This window comes from Streptomyces sp. NPDC004051, from assembly GCF_053604275.1.
Map to the genome: position 1 here is coordinate 33,153 of NZ_JBSGHG010000021.1, position 25,568 is coordinate 58,720.

The 25,568-nt window shown below is 71.9% G+C and carries 26 protein-coding genes and 1 pseudogene; 18 read left to right on the forward strand and 9 right to left on the reverse strand.

The genetic code is table 11. From position 1 onward, the window contains the following. Positions 1 to 43 precede the first annotated feature (43 nt). Positions 44 to 1,204, reverse strand: coding sequence for an L-rhamnose isomerase (gene rhaI / locus ACWEQO_RS21440; protein WP_452984836.1), 1,161 nt, complete (start codon positions 1,202 to 1,204; stop codon positions 44 to 46). A gap of 262 nt (positions 1,205 to 1,466) precedes the next feature. Between rhaI and ACWEQO_RS21445 the strand changes: the two genes are divergently transcribed. The 9 genes from ACWEQO_RS21445 (at position 1,467) to ACWEQO_RS21485 (ending at position 10,965) form a co-directional block, all read left to right on the forward strand. Further along, complete coding sequence (locus ACWEQO_RS21445) at positions 1,467 to 2,984, forward strand: sugar ABC transporter ATP-binding protein (protein ID WP_452984837.1); 1,518 nt, start codon at positions 1,467 to 1,469, stop codon at positions 2,982 to 2,984. After that, on the forward strand, positions 2,981 to 4,021 hold the full coding sequence (locus tag ACWEQO_RS21450; protein ID WP_361457035.1) for an ABC transporter permease: 1,041 nt from the start codon (positions 2,981 to 2,983) through the stop codon (positions 4,019 to 4,021). The genes ACWEQO_RS21445 and ACWEQO_RS21450 overlap by 4 nt, the downstream gene beginning before the upstream one ends. Beyond that, a complete protein-coding gene (locus ACWEQO_RS21455; protein WP_452984838.1) occupies positions 4,014 to 5,051 on the forward strand; it encodes an ABC transporter permease in 1,038 nt (345 codons plus the stop codon). Before ACWEQO_RS21450 ends, ACWEQO_RS21455 begins: the two co-directional genes overlap by 8 nt. A gap of 62 nt (positions 5,052 to 5,113) precedes the next feature. Beyond that, positions 5,114 to 6,199, forward strand: coding sequence for a rhamnose ABC transporter substrate-binding protein (gene rhaS, locus ACWEQO_RS21460; protein WP_452984839.1), 1,086 nt, complete (start codon positions 5,114 to 5,116; stop codon positions 6,197 to 6,199). Positions 6,200 to 6,230: 31 nt separating this feature from the next. Beyond that, complete coding sequence (locus tag ACWEQO_RS21465) at positions 6,231 to 6,551, forward strand: L-rhamnose mutarotase (RefSeq protein WP_361457026.1); 321 nt, start codon at positions 6,231 to 6,233, stop codon at positions 6,549 to 6,551. A gap of 195 nt (positions 6,552 to 6,746) precedes the next feature. Further along, on the forward strand, positions 6,747 to 7,772 hold the full coding sequence (locus ACWEQO_RS21470; RefSeq protein WP_452984840.1) for a LacI family DNA-binding transcriptional regulator: 1,026 nt from the start codon (positions 6,747 to 6,749) through the stop codon (positions 7,770 to 7,772). A gap of 165 nt (positions 7,773 to 7,937) precedes the next feature. Beyond that, a complete protein-coding gene (locus ACWEQO_RS21475) occupies positions 7,938 to 9,239 on the forward strand; it encodes an alpha/beta fold hydrolase (RefSeq protein WP_361457019.1) in 1,302 nt (433 codons plus the stop codon). A gap of 80 nt (positions 9,240 to 9,319) precedes the next feature. Continuing rightward, complete coding sequence (locus tag ACWEQO_RS21480) at positions 9,320 to 10,063, forward strand: PIG-L deacetylase family protein (protein WP_452984841.1); 744 nt, start codon at positions 9,320 to 9,322, stop codon at positions 10,061 to 10,063. A gap of 11 nt (positions 10,064 to 10,074) precedes the next feature. Further along, on the forward strand, positions 10,075 to 10,965 hold the full coding sequence (locus tag ACWEQO_RS21485) for a pentapeptide repeat-containing protein (protein WP_452984842.1): 891 nt from the start codon (positions 10,075 to 10,077) through the stop codon (positions 10,963 to 10,965). Here the strand turns inward: ACWEQO_RS21485 and ACWEQO_RS21490 are convergent. Beyond that, a pseudogene (locus ACWEQO_RS21490) lies at positions 10,889 to 11,175 on the reverse strand (cytochrome P450); the annotation flags it as partial. The gene ACWEQO_RS21485 and the pseudogene ACWEQO_RS21490 overlap by 77 nt on opposite strands. A gap of 123 nt (positions 11,176 to 11,298) precedes the next feature. On the opposite strand from ACWEQO_RS21490, the gene ACWEQO_RS21495 reads away from it, so the two are divergent. Beyond that, entirely contained in the window at positions 11,299 to 12,030 is a 732-nt protein-coding gene (locus ACWEQO_RS21495) for a DUF2470 domain-containing protein (protein ID WP_452984843.1), read from the forward strand. A gap of 27 nt (positions 12,031 to 12,057) precedes the next feature. Here ACWEQO_RS21495 and ACWEQO_RS21500 read toward each other — a convergent pair whose 3' ends face one another. The 3 genes from ACWEQO_RS21500 to ACWEQO_RS21510 all read right to left on the reverse strand — a co-directional run bounded on the left by ACWEQO_RS21500 (position 12,058) and on the right by ACWEQO_RS21510 (position 15,046). Then, entirely contained in the window at positions 12,058 to 13,110 is a 1,053-nt protein-coding gene (locus tag ACWEQO_RS21500; RefSeq protein WP_452984844.1) for a hypothetical protein, read from the reverse strand. A gap of 59 nt (positions 13,111 to 13,169) precedes the next feature. Then, positions 13,170 to 14,405, reverse strand: a complete 1,236-nt coding sequence (locus ACWEQO_RS21505; RefSeq protein WP_452984845.1) for an aromatic acid exporter family protein — start codon at positions 14,403 to 14,405, stop codon at positions 13,170 to 13,172. A 146-nt stretch (positions 14,406 to 14,551) separates the two neighbouring features. Then, positions 14,552 to 15,046: an FBP domain-containing protein gene (locus tag ACWEQO_RS21510; RefSeq protein ID WP_361457001.1), complete on the reverse strand. Its 495-nt coding sequence runs from the start codon at positions 15,044 to 15,046 to the stop codon at positions 14,552 to 14,554. Between the two features lie 226 nt (positions 15,047 to 15,272). On the opposite strand from ACWEQO_RS21510, the gene ACWEQO_RS21515 reads away from it, so the two are divergent. The 3 genes from ACWEQO_RS21515 (at position 15,273) to ACWEQO_RS21525 (ending at position 17,630) form a co-directional block, all read left to right on the forward strand. Beyond that, a complete protein-coding gene (locus tag ACWEQO_RS21515) occupies positions 15,273 to 16,562 on the forward strand; it encodes an ROK family protein (RefSeq protein WP_361456998.1) in 1,290 nt (429 codons plus the stop codon). 122 nt (positions 16,563 to 16,684) lie between these two features. After that, positions 16,685 to 16,948 carry a hypothetical protein gene (locus ACWEQO_RS21520; protein WP_361456995.1) on the forward strand — a complete coding sequence of 88 codons (264 nt, stop codon included), beginning with the start codon at positions 16,685 to 16,687 and terminating at the stop codon, positions 16,946 to 16,948. A gap of 442 nt (positions 16,949 to 17,390) precedes the next feature. Further along, positions 17,391 to 17,630, forward strand: a complete 240-nt coding sequence (locus ACWEQO_RS21525; RefSeq protein ID WP_361456992.1) for a hypothetical protein — start codon at positions 17,391 to 17,393, stop codon at positions 17,628 to 17,630. Positions 17,631 to 17,716: 86 nt separating this feature from the next. On the opposite strand, the gene ACWEQO_RS21530 is transcribed toward ACWEQO_RS21525, so the two are convergent. The 3 genes from ACWEQO_RS21530 to ACWEQO_RS21540 form a co-directional block, all read right to left on the reverse strand. Continuing rightward, positions 17,717 to 18,184: a VanZ family protein gene (locus ACWEQO_RS21530; RefSeq protein ID WP_452984877.1), complete on the reverse strand. Its 468-nt coding sequence runs from the start codon at positions 18,182 to 18,184 to the stop codon at positions 17,717 to 17,719. Between the two features lie 205 nt (positions 18,185 to 18,389). Next, the gene (locus tag ACWEQO_RS21535) at positions 18,390 to 19,052 is read right to left on the reverse strand and encodes a DUF4230 domain-containing protein (protein WP_361456986.1); all 663 of its coding nucleotides are present in this window, start codon (positions 19,050 to 19,052) and stop codon (positions 18,390 to 18,392) included. 121 nt (positions 19,053 to 19,173) lie between these two features. Continuing rightward, entirely contained in the window at positions 19,174 to 19,581 is a 408-nt protein-coding gene (locus tag ACWEQO_RS21540; RefSeq protein WP_452984846.1) for an anti-sigma factor antagonist, read from the reverse strand. Positions 19,582 to 19,945: 364 nt separating this feature from the next. Between ACWEQO_RS21540 and ACWEQO_RS21545 the strand changes: the two genes are divergently transcribed. The 5 genes from ACWEQO_RS21545 to ACWEQO_RS21565 are packed head-to-tail and all read left to right on the forward strand — an operon-like array spanning position 19,946 to position 24,356. Beyond that, positions 19,946 to 21,748: an ATP-binding protein gene (locus ACWEQO_RS21545; protein WP_452984847.1), complete on the forward strand. Its 1,803-nt coding sequence runs from the start codon at positions 19,946 to 19,948 to the stop codon at positions 21,746 to 21,748. Next, entirely contained in the window at positions 21,745 to 22,155 is a 411-nt protein-coding gene (locus tag ACWEQO_RS21550; RefSeq protein ID WP_361456977.1) for a roadblock/LC7 domain-containing protein, read from the forward strand. Before ACWEQO_RS21545 ends, ACWEQO_RS21550 begins: the two co-directional genes overlap by 4 nt. Then, the gene (locus tag ACWEQO_RS21555; protein WP_361456974.1) at positions 22,152 to 22,523 is read left to right on the forward strand and encodes a DUF742 domain-containing protein; all 372 of its coding nucleotides are present in this window, start codon (positions 22,152 to 22,154) and stop codon (positions 22,521 to 22,523) included. Before ACWEQO_RS21550 ends, ACWEQO_RS21555 begins: the two co-directional genes overlap by 4 nt. After that, entirely contained in the window at positions 22,504 to 23,109 is a 606-nt protein-coding gene (locus ACWEQO_RS21560; protein WP_361456971.1) for a GTP-binding protein, read from the forward strand. Before ACWEQO_RS21555 ends, ACWEQO_RS21560 begins: the two co-directional genes overlap by 20 nt. Next, entirely contained in the window at positions 23,106 to 24,356 is a 1,251-nt protein-coding gene (locus tag ACWEQO_RS21565) for a cytochrome P450 (protein WP_452984848.1), read from the forward strand. Before ACWEQO_RS21560 ends, ACWEQO_RS21565 begins: the two co-directional genes overlap by 4 nt. A gap of 144 nt (positions 24,357 to 24,500) precedes the next feature. Here ACWEQO_RS21565 and ACWEQO_RS21570 read toward each other — a convergent pair whose 3' ends face one another. Next, the gene (locus tag ACWEQO_RS21570) at positions 24,501 to 25,532 is read right to left on the reverse strand and encodes a 7-epi-alpha-eudesmol synthase (RefSeq protein ID WP_452984849.1); all 1,032 of its coding nucleotides are present in this window, start codon (positions 25,530 to 25,532) and stop codon (positions 24,501 to 24,503) included. Positions 25,533 to 25,568 lie beyond the last annotated feature (36 nt).

Below are 25,568 nucleotides of genomic sequence, written 5' to 3' on the forward strand. Positions count from 1 at the left end.
ACAGACGGCCTGCAGTCCGCGACGAACAGCACAGGGCAGACGCTCACGCCCCCCACCCCGCTTGCTCCCCGCCGACCCGATCGGCCACGATCTCCTCCGCCCATCCGCAGGCGCGGTACGCACTCATCGGGTCGGGGTCCAACCCCATCTCCTCCCGCACCTCACGCAGCAGCGGCCGCACGTCCGTGTTGTACGCGTCCATCAGCACGGCGTTGGCCTCCAGCACCTCCCCCGAGGCCTGCGCCGCGGCCAGCGCCGCCCGGTCCACCAGCAGCGCCTTCGCCGTGGCTTCCTGCACGTTCATCACGGAACGGATGATCGCCGGGATCTTCGCCTCGATGTTGTGGCACTGGTCGAGCATGAACGCGGTCTCGGGCGTGAACCCGCCCCCGCGGACGACCTCGTACATGATCCGGAACAACTGGAACGGATCCGCCGCACCCGCCATCAGGTCGTCGTCGGCGTAGAACCGCGAGTTGAAGTCGAACCCGCCGAGCTTCCGCTCCCGCAGCAGCGTCGCGACGATGAACTCGATGTTGGTCCCGGGCGCGTGGTGCCCCGTGTCCACCACGACCTGTGCCTTCGGCCCGAGCTTCAGGCAGTGCGCGTACGCGGTGCCCCAGTCCGGGACGTCCGTGGTGTAGAACGCCGGCTCGAAGAACTTGTACTCCAGCAGCATCCGCTGGCCCTCGCCGAGCCGCTCGTAGACCTCCGCGAGCCCCTCGGCGAGCCGGTCCTGCCGGGCCGGGATGTCGTCCTGGCCCGGGTAGTTCGTACCGTCGGCGAACCACAGCTTCAGGTCCTTCGACCCGGTCGCGTCCATGATGTCGACGCACTCCAGCAGATGGTCCACGGCCTTCCTTCGCACCGCCGCGTCCGGGTGGCAGATGCTGCCCAGCCGGTAGTCGTCGTCCTGGAAGGTGTTGGAGTTGATCGTGCCGAGCCGCACCCCGCGGTCCTCGGCGTGCTCGGCCAGCGCGGCGTAGTCGTCGACCTTGTCCCACGGGATGTGCAGCGCCACCAAGGGCGCGACCCCCGTGAACTCGTGCACCTTGGCCGCGTCCTCCAGCTTCTCCTGGGGGGTGCGGGGCACGCCCTGCTGCGCGAACACCTTGAAACGGGTCCCCGAGTTGCCGTACGCCCACGACGGCGTCTCGACGGCCTGTGTCTTGAGAGCGGCCTTCGCCGCGGCGAGCTCGGTCACGTCAGGGCTCCTGTGACATCGGGTCGTATCGACCACTGAGTGAAACGATTCAGGACGGGAAGTTATGGCGCTCCCGCAGGGGTGTCAACCCCTGCGGCCAAGACCGTGATCCGTGATCCGGGTGTGACCTGAAGCTGTCGAAATCTTTTCGACCGGAACCCATTGACGTGACATGCGCAGCGCGCCTAACGTCCCGGCAACCCAGTTGAAACCTTTCACGGCGTCGCCAGGGTCGTCCCGCCGACGTCGTCGAGGAGCCCTCATGACCCACCCGTCCGACACGGGTCCGGCCCCGGTTCTCGCACTGAGGGACATCTCCAAGTCCTTCGGCGCGGTCCGCGCGCTGCGGGACGTCTCCCTGGAACTGTTCCCCGGCGAGGTGCACGCCCTCGCCGGCGAGAACGGCGCCGGAAAGTCGACACTCATCAAGACGCTCGCCGGAGTGCACCGGCCGGACGCCGGCCGGGTGCTGCTCGACGGCGAGCCCGTCGTCTTCCACGGCCCGGGCGACGCCCGCGACGCCGGAATCGCCGTGATCTACCAGGAGCCCACGCTCTTCCCCGACCTGTCGATCGCCGAGAACATCTACATGGGCCGGCAGCCCCGGCGTGCGCTCGGCCGGATCGACCACAAGGCCACCCGCACCGCGACCGCCGCCCTCATGGGGAGGCTCGGCGTCGAACTCGACCCCGACCGGCCGGCCCGCGGACTGTCCATCGCCGACCAGCAGATCGTCGAGATCGCCAAGGCCCTCTCCTTCGACGCCCGTGTCCTGATCATGGACGAGCCGACCGCCGCCCTCACCGGCAGCGAGGTCGCCCGCCTCTTCGACGTCGTGCGCACCCTGCGCGACCAGGGCGCCGCCGTGCTGTTCATCTCCCACCGGCTGGAGGAGATCTTCGAGATCTGCGGGCGGGTCACCACCCTGCGCGACGGCGCCCGGATCGCCAGTGAGCCGCTGGACGGCATGAGCGAGGACGACCTGGTGCGCCGCATGGTCGGCCGCGACCTCGAGGAGCTGTACCCCAAGCAGGAGGTGCGCCCCGGCGGGATCGCCCTGAGCGTGCGCCGGCTGACTCGTGAGGGGGTCTTCACCGACGTCTCCTTCGACGTGCGGTGCGGCGAGATCGTCGGCCTCGCCGGACTCGTCGGCGCCGGGCGCACCGAGGTGGCCCGCGCCGTGTTCGGCGTCGACCGCTGGGACGCCGGCGAGGTCGAGGTCGACGGACGCGCGCTCACCAACGGCGCCCCGTCCACCGCCATGGCCGCGGGCCTCGCCCTGGTCCCCGAGGACCGACGCGCCCAGGGCCTGGTGATGGACATGTCCATCGAGCGCAACATCGGTCTCACCGGACTGCGGACGACCGTGAGGGCCGGCCTGATGGACCGGGGCGCCGAGCGCAGCCGCTCCCTCGACTGGGCGGTCAAGCTCCAGGTCAAGTACGCCCGGATCGCCGACACGGTGAACACCCTGTCCGGCGGCAACCAGCAGAAGGTCGTCCTCGCCAAGTGGCTCGCCACCGGCCCCAAGGTGCTGATCGTGGACGAACCCACCCGGGGCATCGACGTCGGCACCAAGGCCGAGGTGCACCGGCTGCTGTCCCAGCTCGCCGCCGACGGCGTGGCCGTGCTGATGATCTCCTCCGACCTGCCCGAGATCCTCGGCATGGCCGACCGCGTGCTGGTGATGCACGAGGGCAGGCTCACCGCCGAGATCCCCCGCACCGACGCCACCGAGGAAACCGTGATGGCCGCAGCCACGGGGAGGACCGCCGCATGACGGTCGCCGCTCCCGAAGAAGCCCCCGTCGCCGAGGCGCCCCGAGGGGGAGCCACCCGGCTGGTCGACCGCGTCTTCACGATGCGCGAACTCGCCATCCTGCTCGTCCTCCTGGTGATGATCGCGGTCGCCCGGGCCGGCAACAGCGAGTTCCTGTCGGAGCAGGGCATCAAGGACCTGCTGCTGAACGCGACCATCCTGGTCCTGGTCGCCACCGGCCAGGCCCTCGTCGTCATCACGCGCAACGTCGACCTGTCCGTCGGTTCCACGCTCGGCATCAGCGCCTTCGCGGCCGGTCTCCACCTTCAGGGCGGCGGGAACCCGGTCGTCGCCGTCGCCCTCGCCGTCCTGCTCGGCATCGGCTTCGGCCTGCTCAACGGACTGCTCGTCAGCCTCGGCCAGGTGCCCGCCCTCGTGGTCACCCTCGGCACGCTCTACATCATCCGGGGCATCGACTCCATCTGGGTCGGTTCCCGCCAGATCACCGCGGCCGACCTCCCGGGCGGATTCGTCGACTTCGGGTCCGGCGGCATCTCGGCGGTGCCGTACCTGGCGATCGTCGCCCTCGCGGTGCTCGCGGCGACGGCGTACTACCTGAAGCACTTCGGCAGCGGACGCGAGCTGTACGCGCTCGGCTCCAACCCCGAGGCCGCCCGGCTGGCCGGCATCCCCGTACGCAAGCGGATCCTCGCCGCGTACACCTTCTGCGGCGCCCTCGCCGGACTCGCGGGCGCCCTGTACCTGGCCCGGTTCGGCAACGTCGACTCCGGCACCGGCAGCGGCTACGAACTCACCGTCGTCAGCGCCGTCGTGGTCGGCGGCGTGGTCTTCACCGGCGGCTCCGGCAGCGTCTACGGCGCGGCGCTCGGCGCGCTGCTGCTGACCTCCGTCAACAGTGTGCTGCCCGCGCTCGGCGTCAGCTCCGTGTGGGTGCTCGCCATCAACGGCATCCTGCTCATCCTCGCCATCGCGGTCGACCGGATCGTCGCGCTGCGCGTGGCCACCGCCCTGAAGAAGAGGAACGCCCGCCATGGCTGACCCCGCTCTCGCGCGCGCCGTCCGCCGGTCCCCGTCCGTGCGGTGGGACACGGTCGTGGGCGCCCTGCTCGTCGTGGTCCTGCTGCTGTCCTTCGCGACCGTCGACGGCTTCGGCAACGCGCTCAACCTGTCCTTCCTGATCGGCAACACCCTGCCGATCGCGCTGATCGCCCTGCCCATGACCCTGCTCGTCGTCTCCGGCGAGATCGACCTCTCCGTCGCCTCCACCGCCGGCCTGTCCGGCGCGGTGATGGGCGCCCTGTGGAACCAGGGCCTGGCCATCGAGACGATCATCCCGATCTGCCTGCTCATCGGTGTGGTCTGCGGACTGGTCAACGGTCTGCTCGTGACCCGGCTCGGGCTGCCCTCCCTCGCCGTCACCATCGGCACCCTCGCCGCCTACCGCGGCATCGCGCAGATCGTGCTCGGCTCCGACGCGGTGACCGACTTCCCCGCGCAGTACCTGGACCTCGCCGCCGGACGCATCGGCGACACCTTCGTCCCGTACGCCTTCCTGCCGTTCCTGGTGCTGCTCGCGATCGCCGTGGTCGCGCTGCACGCCACCCCGTTCGGGCGGTCGCTGTTCGCCATCGGCGCCAGTGAGGAAGCCGCCCGGTTCGCCGGCATCCGGGTCGGGCGGCAGAAGCTGGTCCTGTTCACCCTGACCGGCCTGATGGCCTCCCTCACCGGAGTCTTCTGGGCCCTGCACTACGCCAGCGCCCGCTACGACAACGCCACCGGCCTCGAGCTCTCCGTCGTCGCCGCCGTGCTGCTCGGCGGCATCGACTTCGACGGCGGCAAGGGCACCCTCGGCGGCGCGATCGCGGGCGTCTTCCTGCTCGGCGCGCTGCAGAACGTGATGAGCCTCGTCAACGTCTCCGCCCAGTCGCAGATCGTCGTCACCGGCGTCCTGCTCGTCGTCTCCGTGCTCGGCCCGCGCGTCGCACGACAACTCTCCGCGGCTCGTGCCGGACGCCGGGCGGCGTCCGGCACGCCACCGGCGCCCAGGACACCGACCCCGGCCCCGTGAACCCACCTCGCCCGCCTCGTCCGCCCGCCCGTCCCGCCCTCCTCGCCCGTAAGGAATCCACCATGCGCAAGACCTCCCTCCGCCGGACCTGCGCGGCGCTCGCCGCCGTCACCTCCCTCGCCCTGGCCGCCACCGCCTGCGGCGGCACCACCAAGGACGACGTCAAGAGCGAGGGCGGCGGTCGGGCCGCCACGGCCGGCAAGGCCGACCCGAACGCGCCCACCAGGAAGGGCCTGACCGTCGGCTTCCTCCCCAAGCAGGTCAACAACCCCTACTTCACCACCGCCGACAAGGGCGGCGAGAAGGCCCTGAAGGAGCTGGGCTCCACCTACAAGGAGGTCGGCCCCTCCAGCGCCACCGACACCGCCGGCCAGGTCTCCTACGTCAACACGCTCACCCAGCAGCAGGTCGACGCCATGGCCGTCTCCGCGCAGGACCCCGGCGCGCTGTGCACCGCGCTCAAGCAGGCCATGAAGAACGGCATCAAGGTCGTCACCTACGACTCCGACACCACCGCCGACTGCCGCAACGCCTTCATCTCGCAGGCCAGCGGCGAGGACCTGGGCCGGACCGAGGTGCAGCTGCTCGCCGAACAGATCGGTTACAAGGGCGAGATCGCGATCCTGTCCGCCGCGCAGACCGCCACGAACCAGAACGCCTGGATCGAGTTCATGAAGGACGAACTCAAGGACCCCAAGTACAAGGACATCAAGCTGGTCAAGGTCGCCTACGGCAACGACGACGCCCAGCAGTCCTTCCAGCAGACCCAGGGACTGCTCCAGGAGTACCCGAACCTGAAGGGGATCATCTCCCCGACCACCGTCGGCATCAAGGCCGCCGCCCAGTACCTCTCCGGTTCCAAGTACAAGGGCAAGGTCAAGCTGACCGGCCTCGGCACCCCCAACGACATGCGCAAGTACGTCAAGAACGGCACCGTCGAGGCGTTCGAGCTCTGGGACCCGGAGAAGCTCGGCGAACTCGCCGCGCGCACCGCCGTCGCCCTGGCCTCCGGCCAGATCACCGGCAAGGAGGGCGAGACCTTCGAGGCCGGCGCGATGGGCGAGTACACCATCGGCAAGGACGGCGTGATCAACCTGGGCAAGCCCACCGTCTTCAACGCCGAGAACATCGACCAGTTCGACTTCTGAGCATCAACGCGCAGGGAGGGAGCGGTACTTCATGCAGCGCGTCTGTTTCCTGCTCAAGGTCCGCCAGAACAAGCTCGCCGAGTACCGCGAACGCCATGCCGCCGTGTGGCCCGAGATGCGCGAGGCGCTCTCGGCCACCGGCTGGCACAACTATTCGCTCTTCCTGCGGGACGACGGCCTCCTCGTCGGCTACCTCGAGACGGAGGACTTCGAGGCCGCCAAGGCCGGCATGGAGGCCACCGAGGTCAACGCCCGCTGGCAGGCCGAGATGGCCCCCCTCTTCGAATCCCTCGACGGCGCCCGCCCCGACGAGGCGATGCGACCGCTCACCGAAGTCTTCCACCTCGCCTGAGAGCGGAGCCCGCCACGGTGGGACGACGCACCCCGCCGGCCGGAGCCGCCCTCGGCACCGCGACCGGCCCCGTCCCGGCAGCAGCAGGGGCGGCCGTGCCGGTAATGTGAAGGCTCACCCGCCGCCCTGTGAAGTCCCGCCCGCCACTCTGCGGAGTCCCACCCGCCCCCACGTTTCCTCGGAGGTTTCTGCCCGATGGCCCAGTCGGTGGGTATCAAGGACGTCGCCCGCGTCGCCGGAGTCTCCGTCGGCACGGTCTCCAACGTGATCAACCGCCCGGACACGGTCGCCGTCGAGACCCGGGCACGGGTGCTGTCCGCCATAGACCGGCTGGGCTACGTCCGCAGTGAGTCGGCGCGGCAACTGCGCGCGGGCCGCAGCCGGATCATGGGCCTGCTCGTCCTCGACATGGGCAACCCCTTCTTCGTCGACGTGGCGCGCGGCGCCGAGCGCGCCGCGCGTGCGGCCGGACTCGGCGTGATGGTCTGCAACAGCGACCAGAACGCGAGCGAGGAGGCCGAGTACCTCTCCCTCTTCGCCGAGCAGCGGGTGCGGGGCGTACTGCTCACCCCGGCCGACGCCACCGGCCGCACCATCGAGGCCTTCCGCCGGCACGGCATCCCCTTCGTGCTGGTCGACCGGGTCGCCGAGGGCACCACCGAGTGCTCCGTCTCCGTGGACGACGTGACGGGCGGCGCGCTGGCCGTGCGCCACCTCGTCGACGCGGGACACCGGTCCATCGCCTACGTCAGCGGACCGCCCGGCCTGAACCAGGTCCGGGACCGGCGCACCGGCGCCCTGAACGCCCTCGCCGAGGCCGGACTCGGTCCGGAGAGGCTGCGCGAGCTGCCCACCGACCGTCTCGACGTCGCCGCCGGACGGGACGCGGGCGCCAGGCTGCTCGGCCTCGCCGACCGCCCCACCGCCGTGTTCTGCGCCAACGACCTGCTCGCCCTCGGCGTGCTCCAGGCCATGTACGCGGCCGGCGTCGGCGTCCCGGACGACCTGGCGATCGTCGGCTACGACGACATCGAGTTCGCCGCCGCCGCGGCCGTCCCCCTCACCTCGGTACGGCAGCCCGCCGTCACCATGGGCGCCCTGGCGGCGGAGCTGCTGCTGGAGGAGACGGAGGCCGGAACAGCGGCCGCACCCCACGAGCACCGGAGGGTCGTCCTGCGCCCGGAACTCGTGGTCCGGCGTTCCAGCCTGTTGGCGCGTTGACCGTCGCATGCAAAGAACGGAAAGAGCGGAAAGGGATTAAAGGACTGAAAGAGCCGAAAGAATGGGAAGGTGCGAAAAGGATTGAGTGATCCCGGGCTCGAAGGCCGGACGGACATGTGTTGAACTGGGTCGCGATCCGACAATTCATTCGTCCCAGGAGTCCCGTTGACCGTCAGCTACCGCCAGCCCGGCGTCGTCCTCACCGACCGCCGCTTCACCGTGCCCCTCGATCACGACGCCCCCTGCGGGGAGACGATCGAGCTGTACGCGCGTGAGGCCGTCGCCGCGGACAAGGCGGACCGGGACCTGCCGTGGCTGATCTACCTCCAGGGCGGCCCCGGCTTCGGGGCGAACCGTTTCATCGGGCAGCAGGCCTGGCTCGGCCGGGCCCTGAAGGAGTACCGCGTCCTGCTGCTCGACCAGCGCGGCACCGGCCGCTCCACCCCCGCCAACCGGCAGACGCTCCCGCTGCGCGGCGGCCCCGCCGAGCAGGCCGACTACCTGGCACGCTTCCGCGCCGACTCCATCGTCCGCGACTGCGAGGCGATCCGCCCCGAGGTCACCGGCGGCGCCCCCTGGACCGTCCTCGGCCAGAGCTTCGGCGGCTTCTGCACGGTCGCCTATCTGTCCACCGCCCCCGAGGGCCTCGCCACCGCCGTGATCACTGGCGGCCTGCCCTCCCTGGACGCCCACGCCGACGACGTCTACCGGGCCGCCTACCCGCGCATCGAGCGCAAGGTCGCCGCCCATTACGCCCGCTACCCGCAGGACGTCGAGCGCGCTCGCCGAATCGCCGACCACCTCCTCGTCCACGAGGTCGTCCTCCCCAACGGCTACCGGCTCACCGTCGAGGCGTTCCAGTCCCTCGGCATCCTCCTCGGCAGCGGTGACGGCAGCCACCGGCTGCACTACCTCCTGGAGGACGCCTTCGTCCGCACCTCGGCGGGCCCCGCGCTCTCCGACGCCTTCCAGGAGCAGGTGCAGGGCCTGCTGTCGTACGCGGGGCACCCGCTGTACGCGCTCGTCCACGAGTCGATCTACGGCCAGGACGGCCGGGCCACGGCCTGGTCGGCCGAGCGGGTGCGGGCCGAGTTCCCGCAGTTCGACGCGGCGAAGGCGCTCGCGGGCGACGGGCCGCTGCTGTTCACCGGCGAGACCGTCCACCCCTGGGTGTTCGACTGCGACCCCGCGCTGCGCCCGCTGCGCGAGACCGCCGAACTGCTGGCCGCCCGCACCGGCTGGACGCCGCTGTACGACCCGGCCCGCCTCGCCGTCAACGAGGTCCCGGTCGCGGCGGCCGTCTACCACGACGACATGTACGTCGACACGGACCACTCCCTGCGTACCGCGCGGGCGATCCGCGGCCTGCGCACCTGGGTCACCGACGAGTTCGAGCACGACGGCGTGCGCGCGGGCGGACCCCGTGTGCTGGATCGGCTGCTGGCGCTGGCCCGGGGCGAGGTGTGAGCGCGGGGGCGAGGCGTGACCCCGGTGCTCCGCGCGGGCCCCGGGGGAGGGCCGGCGGTGGTACGGGTTAGTCTGCGGACATGACCGAGGTGACGTTCGCTCAACTCGAGCCCATGCCCGACGACTGGCAGCGCGCGCTGGCAGTGGTCGCCCACCCCGACGACATCGAGTACGGCTGCGCCGCCGCGATCGCGACCTGGACCGACGCCGGCCGTGAGGTCGTCTATCTGCTGGCGACCCGCGGCGAGGCGGGCATCGACACCCTGGAGCCCGCCGAGGCCGGTCCGATCCGGGAGCGGGAGCAGAGGGCGAGCGCGGCCGTGGTCGGCGTGTCGACCGTGGAGTTCCTGGACCACCGGGACGGCGTCGTCGAGTACGGCACCGCCCTGCGCCGGGACATCGCCGCCGCCATCCGCCGCCACCGTCCCGAACTGGTGGTCACTCTGAACCACCGGGAGACCTGGGGCGAGACGTTCTGGAACACCCCGGACCACGTGGCGGTCGGCCGCGCGGTGCTCGACGCGGCCGGGGACGCCGGCAACCGGTGGATCTTCCCGGAACTGACCGAGCAGGGCCTCGAACCCTGGAACGGCGTCCGCTGGGTCGCCGTGGCAGGCTCCAGCATGCCCACCCACGCCGTGGACGCGGCCGCCGGTCAGGAGCGGGCGGTGCGCTCCCTGCTCGAACACCGCACCTATCTCGAGGCGTTGACCGACGAGGATCCCGAGGCGTACGTACGCAGCTTCCTGCCGGGGGACGCCCGGCAGTCGGGCAAGCGGTTCGGGAACCGGCCGGCGGTCACCTTCGAACTGTTCCCCCGGTGACGGGCGGCGGCATGGACGACGGAAACACCCGGGACGCGAAGGGCGCGTCGGCCCCGGACCTGCGCGGCGACTGCGGGGAGTGCTTCGGGCTGTGCTGTGTCGCCCTGCCGTTCACCGCGTCCGCCGACTTCGCGGTGGACAAACAGGCCGGCAGCCCCTGCCGGAACCTGCGGGCGGACCACCGCTGCGGCATCCACGCGCGGCTGCGGCAGGAGGGATTCAGCGGCTGCACGGTCTACGACTGCTTCGGCGCCGGGCAGAAGGTCTCGCAGCTCACCTTCGGCGGACAGGACTGGCGCACCGGGCCACCGGAGCGGGCCCGCCGCATGTTCGAGGTGTTCCCGGTCGTCCGCCAGCTGCACGAACTGCTCTGGTACCTGACCGAGGCGCTCACCCTGCCCGCGGCGCGTCCGGTCCACGCCGAGCTGCGCCGGGCGCTGGAGAAGACCGGGCGGCTCACCCGCGGAACCCCTGAAGAACTGGGCGCGCTGGACGTGGGCGCCCACCGGCAGGACGTCAACGTGCTGCTGCTGAGGGCGAGCGAACTGGCGCGGGCCGGGGCACGCGGGCGCAGGAAGGACCGCCGGGGCGCGGATCTGATGGGTGCCCGTCTCAAGGGAGCCGATCTGCGCGGGGTCAGTCTGCGGGGCGCCTACCTCATCGCCGCCGACCTCACCGGCGCCGACCTGCGGGGCGCGGACCTGATCGGCGCCGACCTGCGCGACACCGACCTCACGGACGCCGATCTGACCGGGGCGTTCTTCCTCACCCAGCCCCAGCTCAACGCGGCCCGGGGAAGCGCCGGCACCAAACTGCCCGGGTCGCTCACCCGTCCCGCGCACTGGACGGCCGCGCCGTCCGCCGCTCCGGGTGCGGCCACGGTCCCTCCGGCGCCGGCGTGAGCCGCTCGGTCACGCGCAGCCGGCAGTCCGGATCGGGCCGCGGTTCGTAGCGGCGCAGCGTCAGTCCGAGAACCGGCGTCGCCTCGTGCGGCGCGAACCGGCGCCCGGTGCGGGCCCGCGCGCCCCCGTGTCGGACGGCTGGGAAACGTACGAGGGCCGGGACCGCACGGCCGGCGCCTCGAACCGGTCCGGGTCGAACCGCTCGGCGTCGGGCCACGCTCCCCGGAGTCCCGGTGCGGCATCAGGGCCGGCGCCGGCAGCCGCACTCCCCGGTTGGCGTGCGCCCCGATCTTCGCTAGGTTAGGCAAGGCTTACCTAAGAGGAGGTTCGGGGATGGGTGATGACACGCACGTCTGGACGGCCGAGCCCGGTGCGGCGGAACGGGCCCGCTCCGTGCTCGCCGCCGCATGGTCCTGCGCGGTGACCGCGGGGGGCTTCCGGGAGGAGTTCGTCGAAGTGCACGGGATGAGCGACGACGGCCGCGTCCTGCTGGAGGCGCCCGAGGAGAGCGCGCTGCTCACCGCCGCGATCTGCGCGCCCCGCGGAGAACCGTCCGCCGTGCTGGAGTTCGCCGACGTCGCACCCGTCCCGGTGCGCAAGAGGATCCGGGCCAGGCTGTGGCTCGCGGGCCGGTTCACCGTCGAGGACGGTCGGCTCGCCCTCCGGGCCACGCGTGTGGTGCTGCGGCAGGCGTCCGGAGCCGTCGTCGTGGACCCGGACGAGTTCGCCGCGGCACGCCCCGACCCGCTCGCCACCGCCGAGGCCCGGCTGCTGACCCACCTCGCCGACTGCCACGGCGACGCGGTCGACCGGCTCACCCGTCTGGTCGACCCGGGCAGCCTGCACGGCGCGGTCCGGGTGCGGCCGCTCGCCGTCGACCGGCACGGACTCACGCTGCGCATCGAACGCCTCCGCACCGGCGGCGACGTACGGCTGCCGTTCCACCGGCCCGCCGACGACCTCGGCCGGCTCACCGAGCGCATGCACGTACTCCTCTCCCGGGCGAGCACGGTCTCCTGCCCCCGGCCGCTGCCGCAACGGCAGCGTGCCGACGGGGACGGCTGAGGAGGCCCCGGGCCCGGTCGCCCGCCCCTACCAGTCGCCGTCCTCGACCGGCTCGCCCTGTGCGTCCCCGAGCGGTTTCACCTGATGCGGCGACGGGGGCTGCCAGGGCTCGTGGTCGTCCCCGAGCCAGTCGCCGACCGGTTTCACGGACCGGAGCGTGTCGGACGGCTCGAGGTCCTGCGCGTCCTGGTCGTAGTAGTCGAACCAGGGCAGCCCCGCCCGGGTGTAGGCGGCCCGGTCCACCGGGGACGGCGGCGGCGCCTCACCCGTGATGCTCCGCCACCGGGGAGGCGTCACCAGGTGGACGAAGACCCGGCCGGCGGGCCGCTCGGACCAGTCCGTCAGCGGCCGGTCGTCCTGGTACACCTCCTGCCGCATCGAACCGCCGACACCGAGCCCCATGGCCGCGGCGGCCCGGGGCGCGCCGCCGGACGCCCCGGGCGCCGCGCCCGGCGCGGGCGGCGCCGCCATGGCGGGCGCGGCGCCGAAGCCCGCGGTGCGGGCCGAGAACCGCGCCCGCTCCGCCCGCAGGCGCTCCTGCTCCTCCTCGCGCCACCGGGCCAGCGCCCCGGGGTTCAGCGGGAAGGACTGCAACTGGACACCGCCCCACACCTCCTCGCCGGTGACCTGGCCCTCGACGGTAGCGCCCAGCCCCAGCGGCACGGCCACGAACTGGCGGACCGTGCCCTTCCCGGAGTTGATGCCGTCCAGCCAGGGCTGCCGGGGCAGCACCAGGTAGTTCTGCGGGTCACGGGCCGGCCGGTCGCTCCACGGGCGGCCGGAGACCGCACACACCTTGCCGGCCCCCACCTGCAGCGCGACCGGCTCCCTGGTGCCCGCGAAGCTCAGCCACATGGCCTCCCGCAGATACACCGGGAGCATCACACCGCCGCGCACCCGCCAGGCTTCGGGCACCGACTCCGCGTAGTCCGCGACACGCCGTACCGGGAACTCGCCCAGGCCCGGCGGCAAGGAGTGGGTTCCGGTCTCCGGCAACCGCAGCGTACGGATGAACCGCACCGCCGCACCGCCAGGCAGCAGCAAGGTGTTCCCGTCGATCCGCACGGTGGTGTCGGTCATCCGCGTGCCCCCTTCGTCTCTCCGCGGCCGACGGCACGCACGCCGTCGACCCGGTCCCGTCACAGAGAACGCCCGGCGGCACCCCGCTGGTTCCGGCGCAGCCGCTCCCGCATCCGGGTGAGCCGCGGCAGGCGTTCACGCTGCTCGCGTGCGTGCCGGTCCAGCTCCTCCAGCAGCCGTTTCGAACGGTGCTCGATGGCCATCTCGTCGAGGATGCGGTCGACCTCGGTCAGCAGCGCACCGTGCAACTGCCACTGACGGGCGTCCCGCCGCACCTCCTCCAGCAGCAGTCGGGCCAGCCGGTCGCGGGTCGTGGCGGCCTGCTGCAGTTCGGTGATGAGCCGCTCCTCCGCGGACTCCGCGCTCTCGCTGACGCTCGCGGTGACCAGTACCGAGAAGCTGACCACCGCGTCGGAGACCTCGGACAGCAACTGTTCGACAGCGGCACCCGCCTCCGGTGGGAACAGGGGGTCCGGCTCGCGTTCCTTCGCGAGGTCGGTGAAGGTGCGCGCCAGCACCCGCAGGACGACCGTGCAGATCTCCAGGGTGTCCAGACCGGTGCGCAGCACGACCCGGTGCAGCAGGCCCTCCCGCACCCGCGGGTTCAGCCGCAGGCTGTCCTCGGCCTGCCGGAGGTCCGCGTCCACCTCGGAGATGTCGTGATCGAGCCGGCGGGCCTCGTGCAGCCGGGCCGCCGCACGGTGGTGGGGGGTGTGCTCGGAGGCCTGCTCGCCCAGGCGCAGCATCAGCTGCCGTACCCGCCGGGCCAGCGACTCGATCGACTCACCGGCCTCCTCCACCCACACCGGAGGGGCCAGCAGGAGGTTGAAGGAGAGCCCGACGACGGCGCCGATCAGCGTCTCCACGATCCGCGCCCACGCGGTGTCCCCGTGGTGGGTCACCCCGAGCACCAGCATCGCGCTGATCGCCACCTCGGGTACGAACTCGTCCACGCGCACGAGGTGGCCGACGATCAGTGAGGACAGGATGAGCAGGCCCAGACTCCACCAGCTCAGCCCCACCAGCAGGCTGAAGAGGATGGCGACCACCACCCCGGTCACCACGGCGTTCACCCGGCGTACGCCGGTGGTGAGCGTGGAGAACAGGGTGACCTGGACGACGAGCAGAGCCGTCAGGGGAGCGGTGAGCGGTGCGGCCTCCGGGCTCAGCCGCACCGCGATGACGTAGGCGATCGTCGCCGCCGCCGCCGAACGCAGCGTCTGCACGACCACGGGATCACGCCGCTGCTTGACGAACTGCCTGGCCGGCGCCACCCACTCACGAACCACTCGCATCTTTCGACGGTTCCCCCTCCCCGGACGCGTCGAACGTGTTCAGGCAGGACCGTAGTCACCCGGGTGACGAACCGGTGCATCCACTGACGAACACTGACCGGTGGGCACCGGCGGGCACCGGTGCCCACCGGTGCCGCGGCCGGGTGTCACACCTTGTCGAGGAAGGCGTGGAGGTTGTTCAGCGTGCGGGTGACCTGCTCCTCCAGGGTGAGGGTCTCCTCGAAGCGGGGGCCCGTCTCCGGGATCTTCCTGCCGCGCAGATAGAGGGAGCAGGCGAGGTCGGTGCACATGTAGGCGCCGACCGAGTTGCCCTCGCGCCCGGCCGTGCCCGCCCTGCGCGCGGTCATCAGGGAGACGCCTCCGCGCGGATGGGTGGTCAGGCACAGCGAGCACATGCTGCGGTGCAGGAACCCGCGACGGGCGGGCTGGAAGCGCAGCGCCACCCCCATCAGACGGCCCTGGTCCGCGCGCTCGGTGACGAGGTAGCCGCGGTCGGGCGCGCCCGGGTCCCGCCAGCCCAGGAAGTCCAGGTCGCTCCAGGCCCGCTCCCCGAGGTCGTGGGGCACGAACAGGCGCTTGGCCTCACCCTTCGAACAGTTGACGAAGGAACCGCGGATGTCTTGTTCGGTGAGTGATCTCATGGGGTTCTTCCAGTCCGGCCTTTCTGAACCTGGAGGTTCTGGTTCCGGCCCAGGGTAGGGATCTCGAAGGAGCGTGAGCCAGTGCTTTTCCCCGAGGAGGCCTCGTCGTGGGCCGGCCGTGGTGGTCCACAGTTAGTTCACAACATTAAATAAGGAGGGAGGGAAGTCGCGCCGATCCGGCCCCGACGGTATGTTGCAGGTCGGGCAGGGTTTCGGGAGGAGTCATATGGCGGGGCGGAACGGGCGCACGGTACGCGACCTCAGACGGGCCAACCGTACGGCCGTGCTGCAGCGGCTCTACTTCGACGGCCCGCTCAGCCGCTTCGAGCTCGGCCCGGCGACCGGGCTCAGTTCCGGCTCGGTGAGCAATGTCGTCGCCGACCTGATCGGTGACGGCCTGGTCGAGGAGGCGGGCAGCGTCGACTCCGACGGCGGTCGCCCGCGCACCCTGCTGCGGGTGGTACCGGCCAGCGGCCACATGATCGGCGTCGATGTCGGCGAGACCCGGGTGCGGATCGAACTGTTCGACCTGACTCTCACCGAACTCGCCCGGGCCGAACGCCCGCTGGATCAGCGGCGCTACGAGGTCGAGGGCATCGTCGACCACATCCGTGCCGGAATCACCGAGGTGCTCGCCACCGCCGGCCTCGATCCCGAGCGGCTCCTCGGTGTCGGCATCGGCGTCCCCGGCATCGTCGAGCACACTCCCGACCGGGGTGCCGTCGTGCACGGGCAGACCATCGGCTGGGACGCCGTCGAGCTGGAGTCCCTGCTGCGCGGCGGCTCGCCCCTGCCCGAGGGCGTCCGCCACTTCATCGACAACGGGGCCAGGACCCTCGGCCAGGCCGAGATGTGGTTCGGGGCCGGACGCGGCGCCCGCAACGCCCTCGTGGTCCTCTTCGGCTCCGGCGTCGGCGCCTGCCTCGTCACCCCCGAGGTGGAGCACGGCCGCGCGGTCGAATGGGGGCACCTGACCGTACGGGTGCGGGGCCGCCGCTGCCGCTGCGGCGCACTCGGCTGCCTGGAGGCCTACGCGGGCGCCGAGTCGCTGCTCGCCCGGTGGCGGGAGGAAGGCGGCCGGGGTCCCGGCGGGACCGACGAGGAGACGGCGCTGACCTCGATGCTCGCCGCCGCCTATCCCGCCGACGGCACCGCCGCCGACCCGGTCGCCCTCGCGGTGCTGGAGGAGACCGCCGAGTACCTGGGAGCAGGCCTCTCCGACCTGATCAACCTCTTCCAGCCGGAGCGCATCCTGATGGGCGGCTGGGCGGGCCTCCAGCTCGGCTCCCGCTTCCTGCCCGCCGTGCGCAGGCACGCCCTGTCGTACGCGCTGCGCCACCCCGCCGAGAACGTGACGATCGAACTGGGCAGCCTCGGCCCCGACGCCGTCACCGTCGGGGCCGCGATCCTGCCGCTCGCCGACTTCTTCGCCCGCGGCGGACGGCGCCCCGACCCGGACCCGCAGTCCCCGCCGCCCGCCTGGCGCAGGGCGCTCCAGGAACGGACGCCGCGCTGAGGTTTCGCAGCTCACGGCGCAGGTACCCGCGCGGCAGCCCGAGCGACGGCGGTACGGACGCGTCCGTACACGCCGGCCGTGCGTGACGGCGTGCGGAGGACGTGCGGAGGAGGGAGAGGACCATGACCGACCACCGTGACGAAGGACCGGGCGAGAACGGCCAGGGCGTCCCCCGGGACATGCCCGACCAGCAGGCCGGTGAGGGCGAGGACCCCTGGGAGGTCGCACCCGCCGCTGCCGAGGAGAAGTCCGCCGGACCGGATGCGTCCGGTGAGCGGCGGCCCGACGTCCCCGACACGGACGAGGCCGGCACCGGCCGCCGGGGCGCACCGCACTCAGCCTCCGCCGACCCGGACCAGCCGGTACCGGACGAGCCCTCCGGCTGACGCGCGGCACGAACCGCACGGAGGGAGACACGGGAAAGGGGAAGCCCCGGCCGTGACGGGGGAATCACGGCCGGGGCGGTCAGGGGTGGGCGCGGAGGGCGGTCGCCTCTCGGCGGACGGCTCCACAGGGCTTCAGCCGGACGATCGTCCCTGTGGGCGGAAGATGAGGCCCGGGGACACTGTTCCCTCCGCACCCACGCCTCTCCCAACGGGGAACGGCCTCGGGGTGTGCCGTCCGCATGCCCGTTCTGGGGTGATGCGCATCACCCCGAACCGTGCCCCGGAGCGTGGACGTGACCGAGGGCCCGCAGGTCGGGCGGCCCCCGGCGTATGCGCACAGGGAGCGGTGCTCCGTGGTTCCCGGGTCCGGCCGCCGGGCTCCCGCCTGCCGGGTGCGTCACCGAACCCGCGTTCGGCCGGTTTGCGGCATACCCTGTGATACATGACGGAAAGCGGGAGTCTGTACGTGACCCGTCCACGGATCATGGTGCTCGGCGTGCAGCCCGGTACGCCGCCGTTCCGGATCGTGGAGATCGACGGAGAGGTGATCGGCGAGGCGAGGGCGATCACCGATGTACTGCTGGCCGCCGCCGCGTTCGGGATCACGGTCCATGATCTCGACGACCCGGACACGGTGCGCTGGGTGGGAGGGGACAAGTTCACCTGGACCGTTCGCCGGTAGAAGCCGGCAGAAGCCGGTGGAACGCGAGAGCGGACGCGGGGAGGGCGACGCCCTTCACCCCGAGGGTTGTGGTGGCGCCGCCCGGATCACGCCCGTCCCCGGCCCGTCGGCTCGGCCTCGGGCGTCGGCCCGGCCTTCGGCCTCCGTGCGTGCACGGCACGGCTGAGCCGCCGTCCGAGCAGCAGATATCCGATCAGCGCCCCACTGGTGTTCAGGATGACGTCGTCGATGTCGAAGGCGCGTCCGGTGATCATGGCCCCCTGCGCGAACTCCACCATGAGCATCACGCTCCCGGTCAGCAGCAGCACGCGCAGGAAGCCGCGGGTGCGCGGGGCCACCACCGGCGCGAGGAGACCGAAGGGCACGCCCAGCAGGATGTTGCCGCCGACCTGACGCAGGGCGTCGCGCAGTGCGGGCTGGTCGAGATAGGCCCGCAGGGAACGGCCGGGGTGCAGATTGGTGTGGATCAGCGCCTCCGAGGCGGGGGAGGGCTGCAGGGTGAGCCGGGCCAGCAACATCGCGAAGGCGACCATGAAGGTGAAGGCGCACGCCATCGCGAGCAGCCGGACCGGCAGGGGCAGCGGGCGCGGCCCTCCGGCGCCGGGGGCGGGCCCAGGACCGCTGCCCGGCGTGCGGCGCCACCCGAAGAACCGGCGTGAGGCAGTGCGGGGCATTCCGTCCTCCTATGGTCAACTGCGGTGCCAGACAGCTCAGTTACCCGGTGGCGGGCCCATCACGCCGACCCTGTGCCGGTACGGCTCAGTCGCCGTAGGCGATCTCCACCTTCGTGAACCCCAGGGAACGCAGCAGTCCTTCGAGCATCCCCGTGGTGTTGCTCTCGGCGCGGGCGGTCAGCCCGCTCTCCTTCGCCGCGTCACCGATGTGCCGTACCGCGAGCTTCTGGACGGCCTGCTCGCTGTTGGGGTTGTCCGAGAAGAGGTCCCCGAGACGGTCGAGCAGCCCGCGCTGCTTGGAGACCGCGTAGGACCGCTCGGGGTCGAGTGCCGGGGTACCCAGACGGGCGTGCGGCAGCCGCAGCGTGGCGGACGTACGGTCCTCATCGACCTGGACGTCGTCCTTGCCGAGCTTTCCGAGGTCGACGTAGGCGTCGACGGTGCCCGCGCCCACGTACAGGGTGCGGCTGCCGCGGACCGCGTCGGGCAGGAACCTGGCGTCCTTCTCCAGGTCCACCACGACCTGGAAGTTGCCGGTCGCCGCGTCGTACCGGCTGATGTCCTGGATGGACTCCAGGAGCGCGGGACCGGAGCGGTCCTGGGCCTCCGTGCCGAACAGGTCCTTCAGCCCCGGCAGTACGCTCAGCCGGACACCGGCGAACAGCACGGCGAGCACCACCACCACCGCGGTCAGTGCCTTCGCCCAGCCCGGTATGCGTCCGGGCAGGCGCCTGATGGGAGTCGTCATGGTGACGGCCCTCCTTCCTACTGACCGGATGCCCCCCACTTCCCGTGACAGACAAGGAAGTTGAGATGTGGAAGACATCGCCGGGAGCATGCGGGGGCGCACGCGGTGGCGGCCCGGACGCTCACCCCGGGCCGGGGGTGCTCCCGGGATGCCCCAGGACCGCGTCCAGGGTGGGCCGAGGGGGCAGCAGTCCGGCCAGGCCGGTGATCCGCAACAGGCGCAGGGTCAGTGCGTGGGTGCACACGAGGTGCAGCCGGCCCCGCTGGTCCAGCACCCGCTGCCGGGCGCGGTACAGCAGGCGCAGACCCGAGGCGTCCAGGAACTCGACCCGGGTCAGGTCGAGCACGATGCGGCACTCGGGGGCCGAGGTCGCCGCATCGAGGTGCGGGACGACCTCCGCCTCCGCGGCTATGTCGATCTCGCCGCAGAACTCCAGCACGGTGTGCCCCCGGTCCTGGCGGACGCGGAGATACCGGGTAGGCGGTGCAGGTTGGTGCCGCACCACGCCATCGCCTCCAGCCTGCTCCATGCATGATGGGATCGGCCCAACGCCGGTCCCTGTACTGCAAGTTACCTTCGGGCGGGTGGATGCGGGCATGTTTGAATGTCATATGTCTTCGAATTGCAGCCAAGTTCTTCCGGGCGACGATCGTCGTTGGGTCCAACTGCCATGCATATAAGGCAACTTGTGCCTCATCGGGTCTCCCCCGGAGCGTGACGGAACCCTCACCTCCGCCGCCCCTCGAAGGTGATCCTGCTGTCGCGGAAACCGATAAGCTCCTTGTCAGCGTTGCGAGTTGAAGCGATCGCGCCGCGTCCGTTCGCGGTCCGCACTCCTGAGTGCGATCCCTTGCACACCCCCCTGTTCGATCGTGTTGCTTCGAAGGATGCAGATGGAACTCGCCACTCCGCCACCGGCGGTGCGGCCCCCTGTCGCCTGGTACAGCTGGTGGTTGATGCCGCTGGGCCTGGGCGGCGGGACGGTCGCCGCCACGTTCATGAGCTCGGATCGCATGACGACGGCCCTCGCCGGTGCCGCCACCACGGCGGCCGGTGCGGTGTGCGTACGGTTGTTGCTCCGCACCCGGACCCGACTGGCCCGGACGGAGCACGCCCTGCGCGCCGCGCAGGCCGACCACGAGGAGCGGCTCACCGAGCGGGACTCCGCGCACGAACGGCTCCTCGCCGAGCGGGACACGGCACACCAGGACCGGCTCGCCGCCCAGGCGCAGTCCTTCGAGGCGAAGCTCGCCGAGCAGGCCGAGCGCCACGACGCCCGGCTGGCCGAGCAGGCCGCCGGGCACGAGGTGCGGATCGCCGAGCAGCGTGAGGCCCTGCGAGAGCAGTCGGCGCACCGACTGGCCGCGGTGACCCGGCTCGCCGACGAGCAGTTGCCGGAGGCGATCGAGCGGCTGCGCGCCGGTGACGCCATCGACGACGTGCTGCCGGGCGTCGACCGGAAGGCCGAGGGCGGCGCCGAACTCCAGACCGAACTGCGCAGGACCCTGCGGATCGCCCTGATGGCGCTCGAGGAGGAGTTCGACCGCTCCACCTCCGCCGAACAGGCCGTCATCAGCATCGGCAACCGCATCCATGTGCTGACCAGCAAACTCCGGGGCCGGCTGCACGAACTGCAGGGCGAGCACGGCCGCCTCCCGGTCGTCGCCCGCGGCCTGATGGAACTCGACCAGGAGATCGGCCCCGCCGACTGCCTCGCCGCCAGCGTCGGCGTGCTCGGCGGCTCGGACCGGCCGGGCAGGCAGTGGCAGGAGCCGCAACGACTGCTGAGCGTGATGCGCGGCGGCATCGGCCGGATCAAGGACTTCCACCGGGTCCAGCTGCGCCGGCTGCCCGAACTCGGCGTCGACGGCGGCCTGGTGGACCACCTCACGCTGATCTTCGCGCATCTGCTGGACAACGCGGCACGCTACTCGCCGCCCACCGAGCCCGTGGTCGTCTCCGGCAAGGAGGTCCCGAACGGCGTCGGCATCGAGATCCAGGACTCCGGCAAGGGCCTGAGCGAGGAGAAGAAACGCGAGGCCGAACACGCCCTCGCGGGCACCGCGCCCGGCGCGGGGATCGGCGGCATCACCGAGGACGCGAACATCGGCCTCAGGGTCGTCGGCGTCCTCGCCCGCCGCTACGGCATCCGCGTCACCTTCACGGACTCGCCGTGGCTCGGCACCTCGGTGGTGGTCGTCGTACCGCACAAGTACTTCAACCGGCTGCCCGCGGCCGCCGCGGCGCCGACCGCCCCCGCACCGAGGGCCCCCGCCGCCCCGTCCGTCCTGCCGTGGACCGCGGTCACCGACGACGGTGAGGCCGACCGCTGGCCGGCCGACTCCACCGTGTCCCCGGAGCCCGACGGTCCACCGGCCACCACACCCGGCGGACTGCCCCGCCGCCGCAGCACCAGGCGGACCGAGCCGCAGCCGCAGCCGACGGGACGGCGCGAGCGCGGCGGGCCGAGCACCGTCACCCCCGTACCACCGGACGCGTCCTTCGCCGGCCTCGCCGCCTTCGCCACCGCCGGACGCGACATCGCCGGACGCGACAGCACGGCACACGGCACGGGGACGCACGATTCCCGAGAACGCGACACCGGCGCGGCGCCCGAAGCGGCCACCACCGGTGACACCCCCGCAGGACGCGAGTCCACCGAGCACCGCACCGAGGAGAGCGACCACACCCCATGACACAACAGGGAAACGACGTGAGCTGGGCGCTCCGCGATCTCGTCGAGAGCATCCAGGAGATCCGTTTCGCCCTCGTGGCCTCCAGCGACGGCAAGGCCATCACCTCCTTCGGGGCGGAGGACCCCGACGACGTGGACCGCTTCGCGGCCGTGGTGGCCGGTCTGCAGGCGCTGGCCCAGCCGGTCGCCGAACAGTTCCCCTCCCACGCGGGGCAGCTGCGGCTGGCGATGATCGAGGTCGACGGAGGCCATCTCTTCGTGGTCCGCGCCGGCGTGGAGACCTACCTCGGCGTGCTCGCCCGCGAGGGCCTCGACCAGGGCCTGCTGGGACACCAGATGAGAGACCTCGCCCGCAGAATGGGAGAGCTCCTCGGCACCACTCCGCGCCTGGAGGAGCACTCTGGATGAGTGCTCCCCGCCGTCCGTCGGATCCGTCCGGTCTCGAGCGTTACTACGTCCTCACCGGAGGACGCAGCGGACCGGGCGGTTCGGCGTCGAGTCTCGACGTGGCGACCCTCGTCGTGTCCCGCTCGGCTCCCGCCCCGGGGATGCAGCACGAACACGAGGAGATCGTCCGGCACTGCCGCGATCCGCTCTCGGTCGCCGAACTCGGCGCCCACCTCGGACTGCCGTTCAACATTCTCGCCGTGCTGCTGTCGGACCTGCTGGACGAAGGCCACGTCGAAGCCCGTGACCCCATGCCGGCCCACGACGCCGGCCACGGGCCCGACCTCGCGCTCCTTGAGGAGGTACTCAGTGGACTTGAAAGGCTTTGAGCAAGCCGGCCGGCACACGGCCGGGGGCACCCGCTCGGTGAAGGTGATGATCGCCGGCGGCTTCGGTACCGGAAAGACCACGATGGTCCGGTCGGTCAGCGACATCAAGCCGCTCACCACCGAGGAGACCCTCACCCAGGCCAGCGCCGCCGTCGACCGGCTCGTCGGTGTCGCCGACAAGGCGGAGACCACCGTCAGCCTGGACTTCGGCAAGATCGGCATCAACGACAGCCTGGTCCTGTACCTGTTCGGCACACCCGGTCAGGAGCGGTTCTGGTTCCTGTGGAACGGGCTGTTCAAGGGCGCGCTCGGCGCGGTCGTCCTGGTGGACACCCGGCGGCTGGCCTCCAGCTTCCGGGCGATCGAGGAGATGGAGCGGCAGGAGGTGCCCTTCGTCATCGCCCTCAACGTCTTCCCCGACTCCGAGCACTATCCGGTGGACGAGATCCGGGACGCCCTGGACATTCCCGAACACATCCCGGTCGTGGCCTTCGACGCACGGGACCGGGCCGCCAGCCGCGATGTGCTCGTCGCCCTCATCCACCACCTGCGGGAACGTTCGGCCGTGGCCGTGGAGCCCCGATGAGCGACCCGACCGAGAACGCCCCCGGCCCGGCCCGCGGCTGCCCCGTCGCCCACCACGGCGCGGACCTCACCCGGCTGTACGGGCAGGAGGCCGCCGCCGACCCGGGCGGCATCCACGAGCGGCTGCGCAAGGAACACGGGTCGGTCGCGCCGGTGCTCCTGGAGGGCGACGTGCCGGCCTGGCTGGTGCTCGGCTACCGGGACAACCGCCGGGTGCTCGACAACCCCCGCCAGTTCACCCGGGACGCCCGGATCTGGCGGGACCGGCGCGAGGGCCGCGTCGCGGACACCTCACCGCTGGTCCCGATGCTCGGCTGGCGCCCCGACTGCGTCTCCCAGGACGGCGAGCCGCACCGCAGGCTGCGCGGAGCCGTCACCGACGGGCTCCAGGCCGCGGTCGGCCGCGGTGTCCGACGGCACGCCACGCACTTCGCGAACAAGGAGATCGACGCCTTCGCGGATTCGGGCAGCGCCGATCTGGTGAGGGACTACGCCGACTACCTGCCGATGCTGGTGCTCACCCGTGTCCTGGGGCTGCCCGAGGCGGAGGGGCGCGACCTGGTCGAGTCCTGCGCCCAGGTCCTCAGGGGCGGCGAGGACGCCGTCACCCACGACAGCCGCATCCAGGAGATCCTCGGGGCGCTCGTCGTGCGCAAGCGGTCCGAACCCGGCAGCGACCTCACCACCGCCCTGCTGGCCCACCACGCCGGACTCGACGAGGACGAGGTGGTCAGCCATCTGCGGCTGGTGCTGATCGCCGGCCACACCACCACCAGCAACCTGCTGGCCAGGGTGCTCGAACTGGTCCTCACGGACACCGCACGGCTCTCCGGACTGATCAGCGGCCGGCTGAACGTCTCCGCGGTCGTCGAGGAGGTCATGTGGAACAGCCCCCCGCTGGCCGTTCTGCCGGGCCGGTTCGCCACCAGCGACCTGGAACTCGGCGGTCACCGCGTCCGCGAGGGCGACCTGCTGGTGCTGGGCCTCGCGGCCGGCAACCAGGACCCCGAGATCCGCCCGGACGCCGGGGTCTCCGTGCAGGGCAACCAGTCGCACCTGGCGTTCAGCGGGGGACCGCACGAGTGCCCGGGCCAGAACATCGGCCTGGCCGTCATCGAGATCGCCGTGGACGTCCTGCTGCACCGGCTGCGGGACCTGCGCCTGGCGGTGCCGCCGGGAGAGCTGTCCTCGACCGCCTCCACCTGGGAGACCCGGCTGGACCGCCTGCCCGTCGAGTTCGGCGTCTGACGCCGGAGCGGCGGGCGACACCACCGGCGCAGACGACACCACCGGCGCAGACGGCGCCGCCGGGGCCGCGACCGCCGACCGGGCCGGCCGCCGTGACCGGTGGTGCTGCGCGGTCCCGCAGAGGGGCCGCGCAGCACCACCGGCTCACACGGTCAGCAGGTCGTCGACCGAGCCGCGGCCCGCCTGCTCGGCCGTGGCCACCGCCCCCTCCTTCGCCGCCGCGTAGCGGCCACTGGTCAGGGCCCACTCGTAGTTGCCCTCGATCCAGTGCTGAATGGCCTGTACACCCATGTCCACCCGGACGCGCTCCTCCGAGTCGAGCCCCAGTTCGTCGCACATGCCGGGCACCCGCGACTCGAGGGCGAGGTACTCGTCCAGGCAGGCGGTCGTCATGCGGTACGCCTCGGCGGCGGCCTTTTCCCAGGAGCAGCCGCGCTCCCGGTGCAGTACGGCGATCAGGTTGTGGCCGTCGCCGCGGCGCCGCTCCCGCTCGAAGGAGTGGATGTCGTTCATGAACCCGATGGTGTCCGCGGCCAGATCACGCATCCGCTCCATCAGCGGATGCGCCATCGCCCGGGCGGGCACCTCGAAGCCGCGGCTGCGTTCGCCGACGTCGATGCTGTGGTGGATGCCGACGGTACGGCGCCGGAACTCGGTGTACTCGTCGAGGCCGAGCGTCCCGGCCAGTCCGCGGGCCGCCAGGTCGACCTCCTCGCAGTGGGCCACCAGGAACCGGCCCCAGGACGCCGCGAACCGGGTCCGCCAGGTCAGGGACATGCCATCCGAGAGGTGTTCCCAGACCTGTGCCCAGGCCAGCGTGATCGGGCAGACCACCCGAGGGGTGCTCCCCGCCGGCCGCAGCGGGGTGACGATCAGCTCCCGTGCCACGTCCGCTATCAGGTCCGCGCGGTCCGGCCGGCCGGAGTCGAACTGGTCGTCGAAGAGGAAGGCCAGGGAGAACCAGTTCATCAGGACGACCATGTCCTCGGCCGAGGCGTACGGATAGGTGCGGGCGGCGGCCTGCGGCAGGTCCCAGGACCGGTACTCGTCGAACCCGTCCCGGCTGCGGACCAGGCCCATCTCCCACACCCAGCGCAGATGGCGCGCGCGGGCGTGTTCCAGATGCTCGCTGACGGGGGTGCCGAAGGGGAGGTCGAACCGGACGTCCTGAGACATGTGCTTCCTTTCGGGAGACGGAACGCAGAGTCCCCC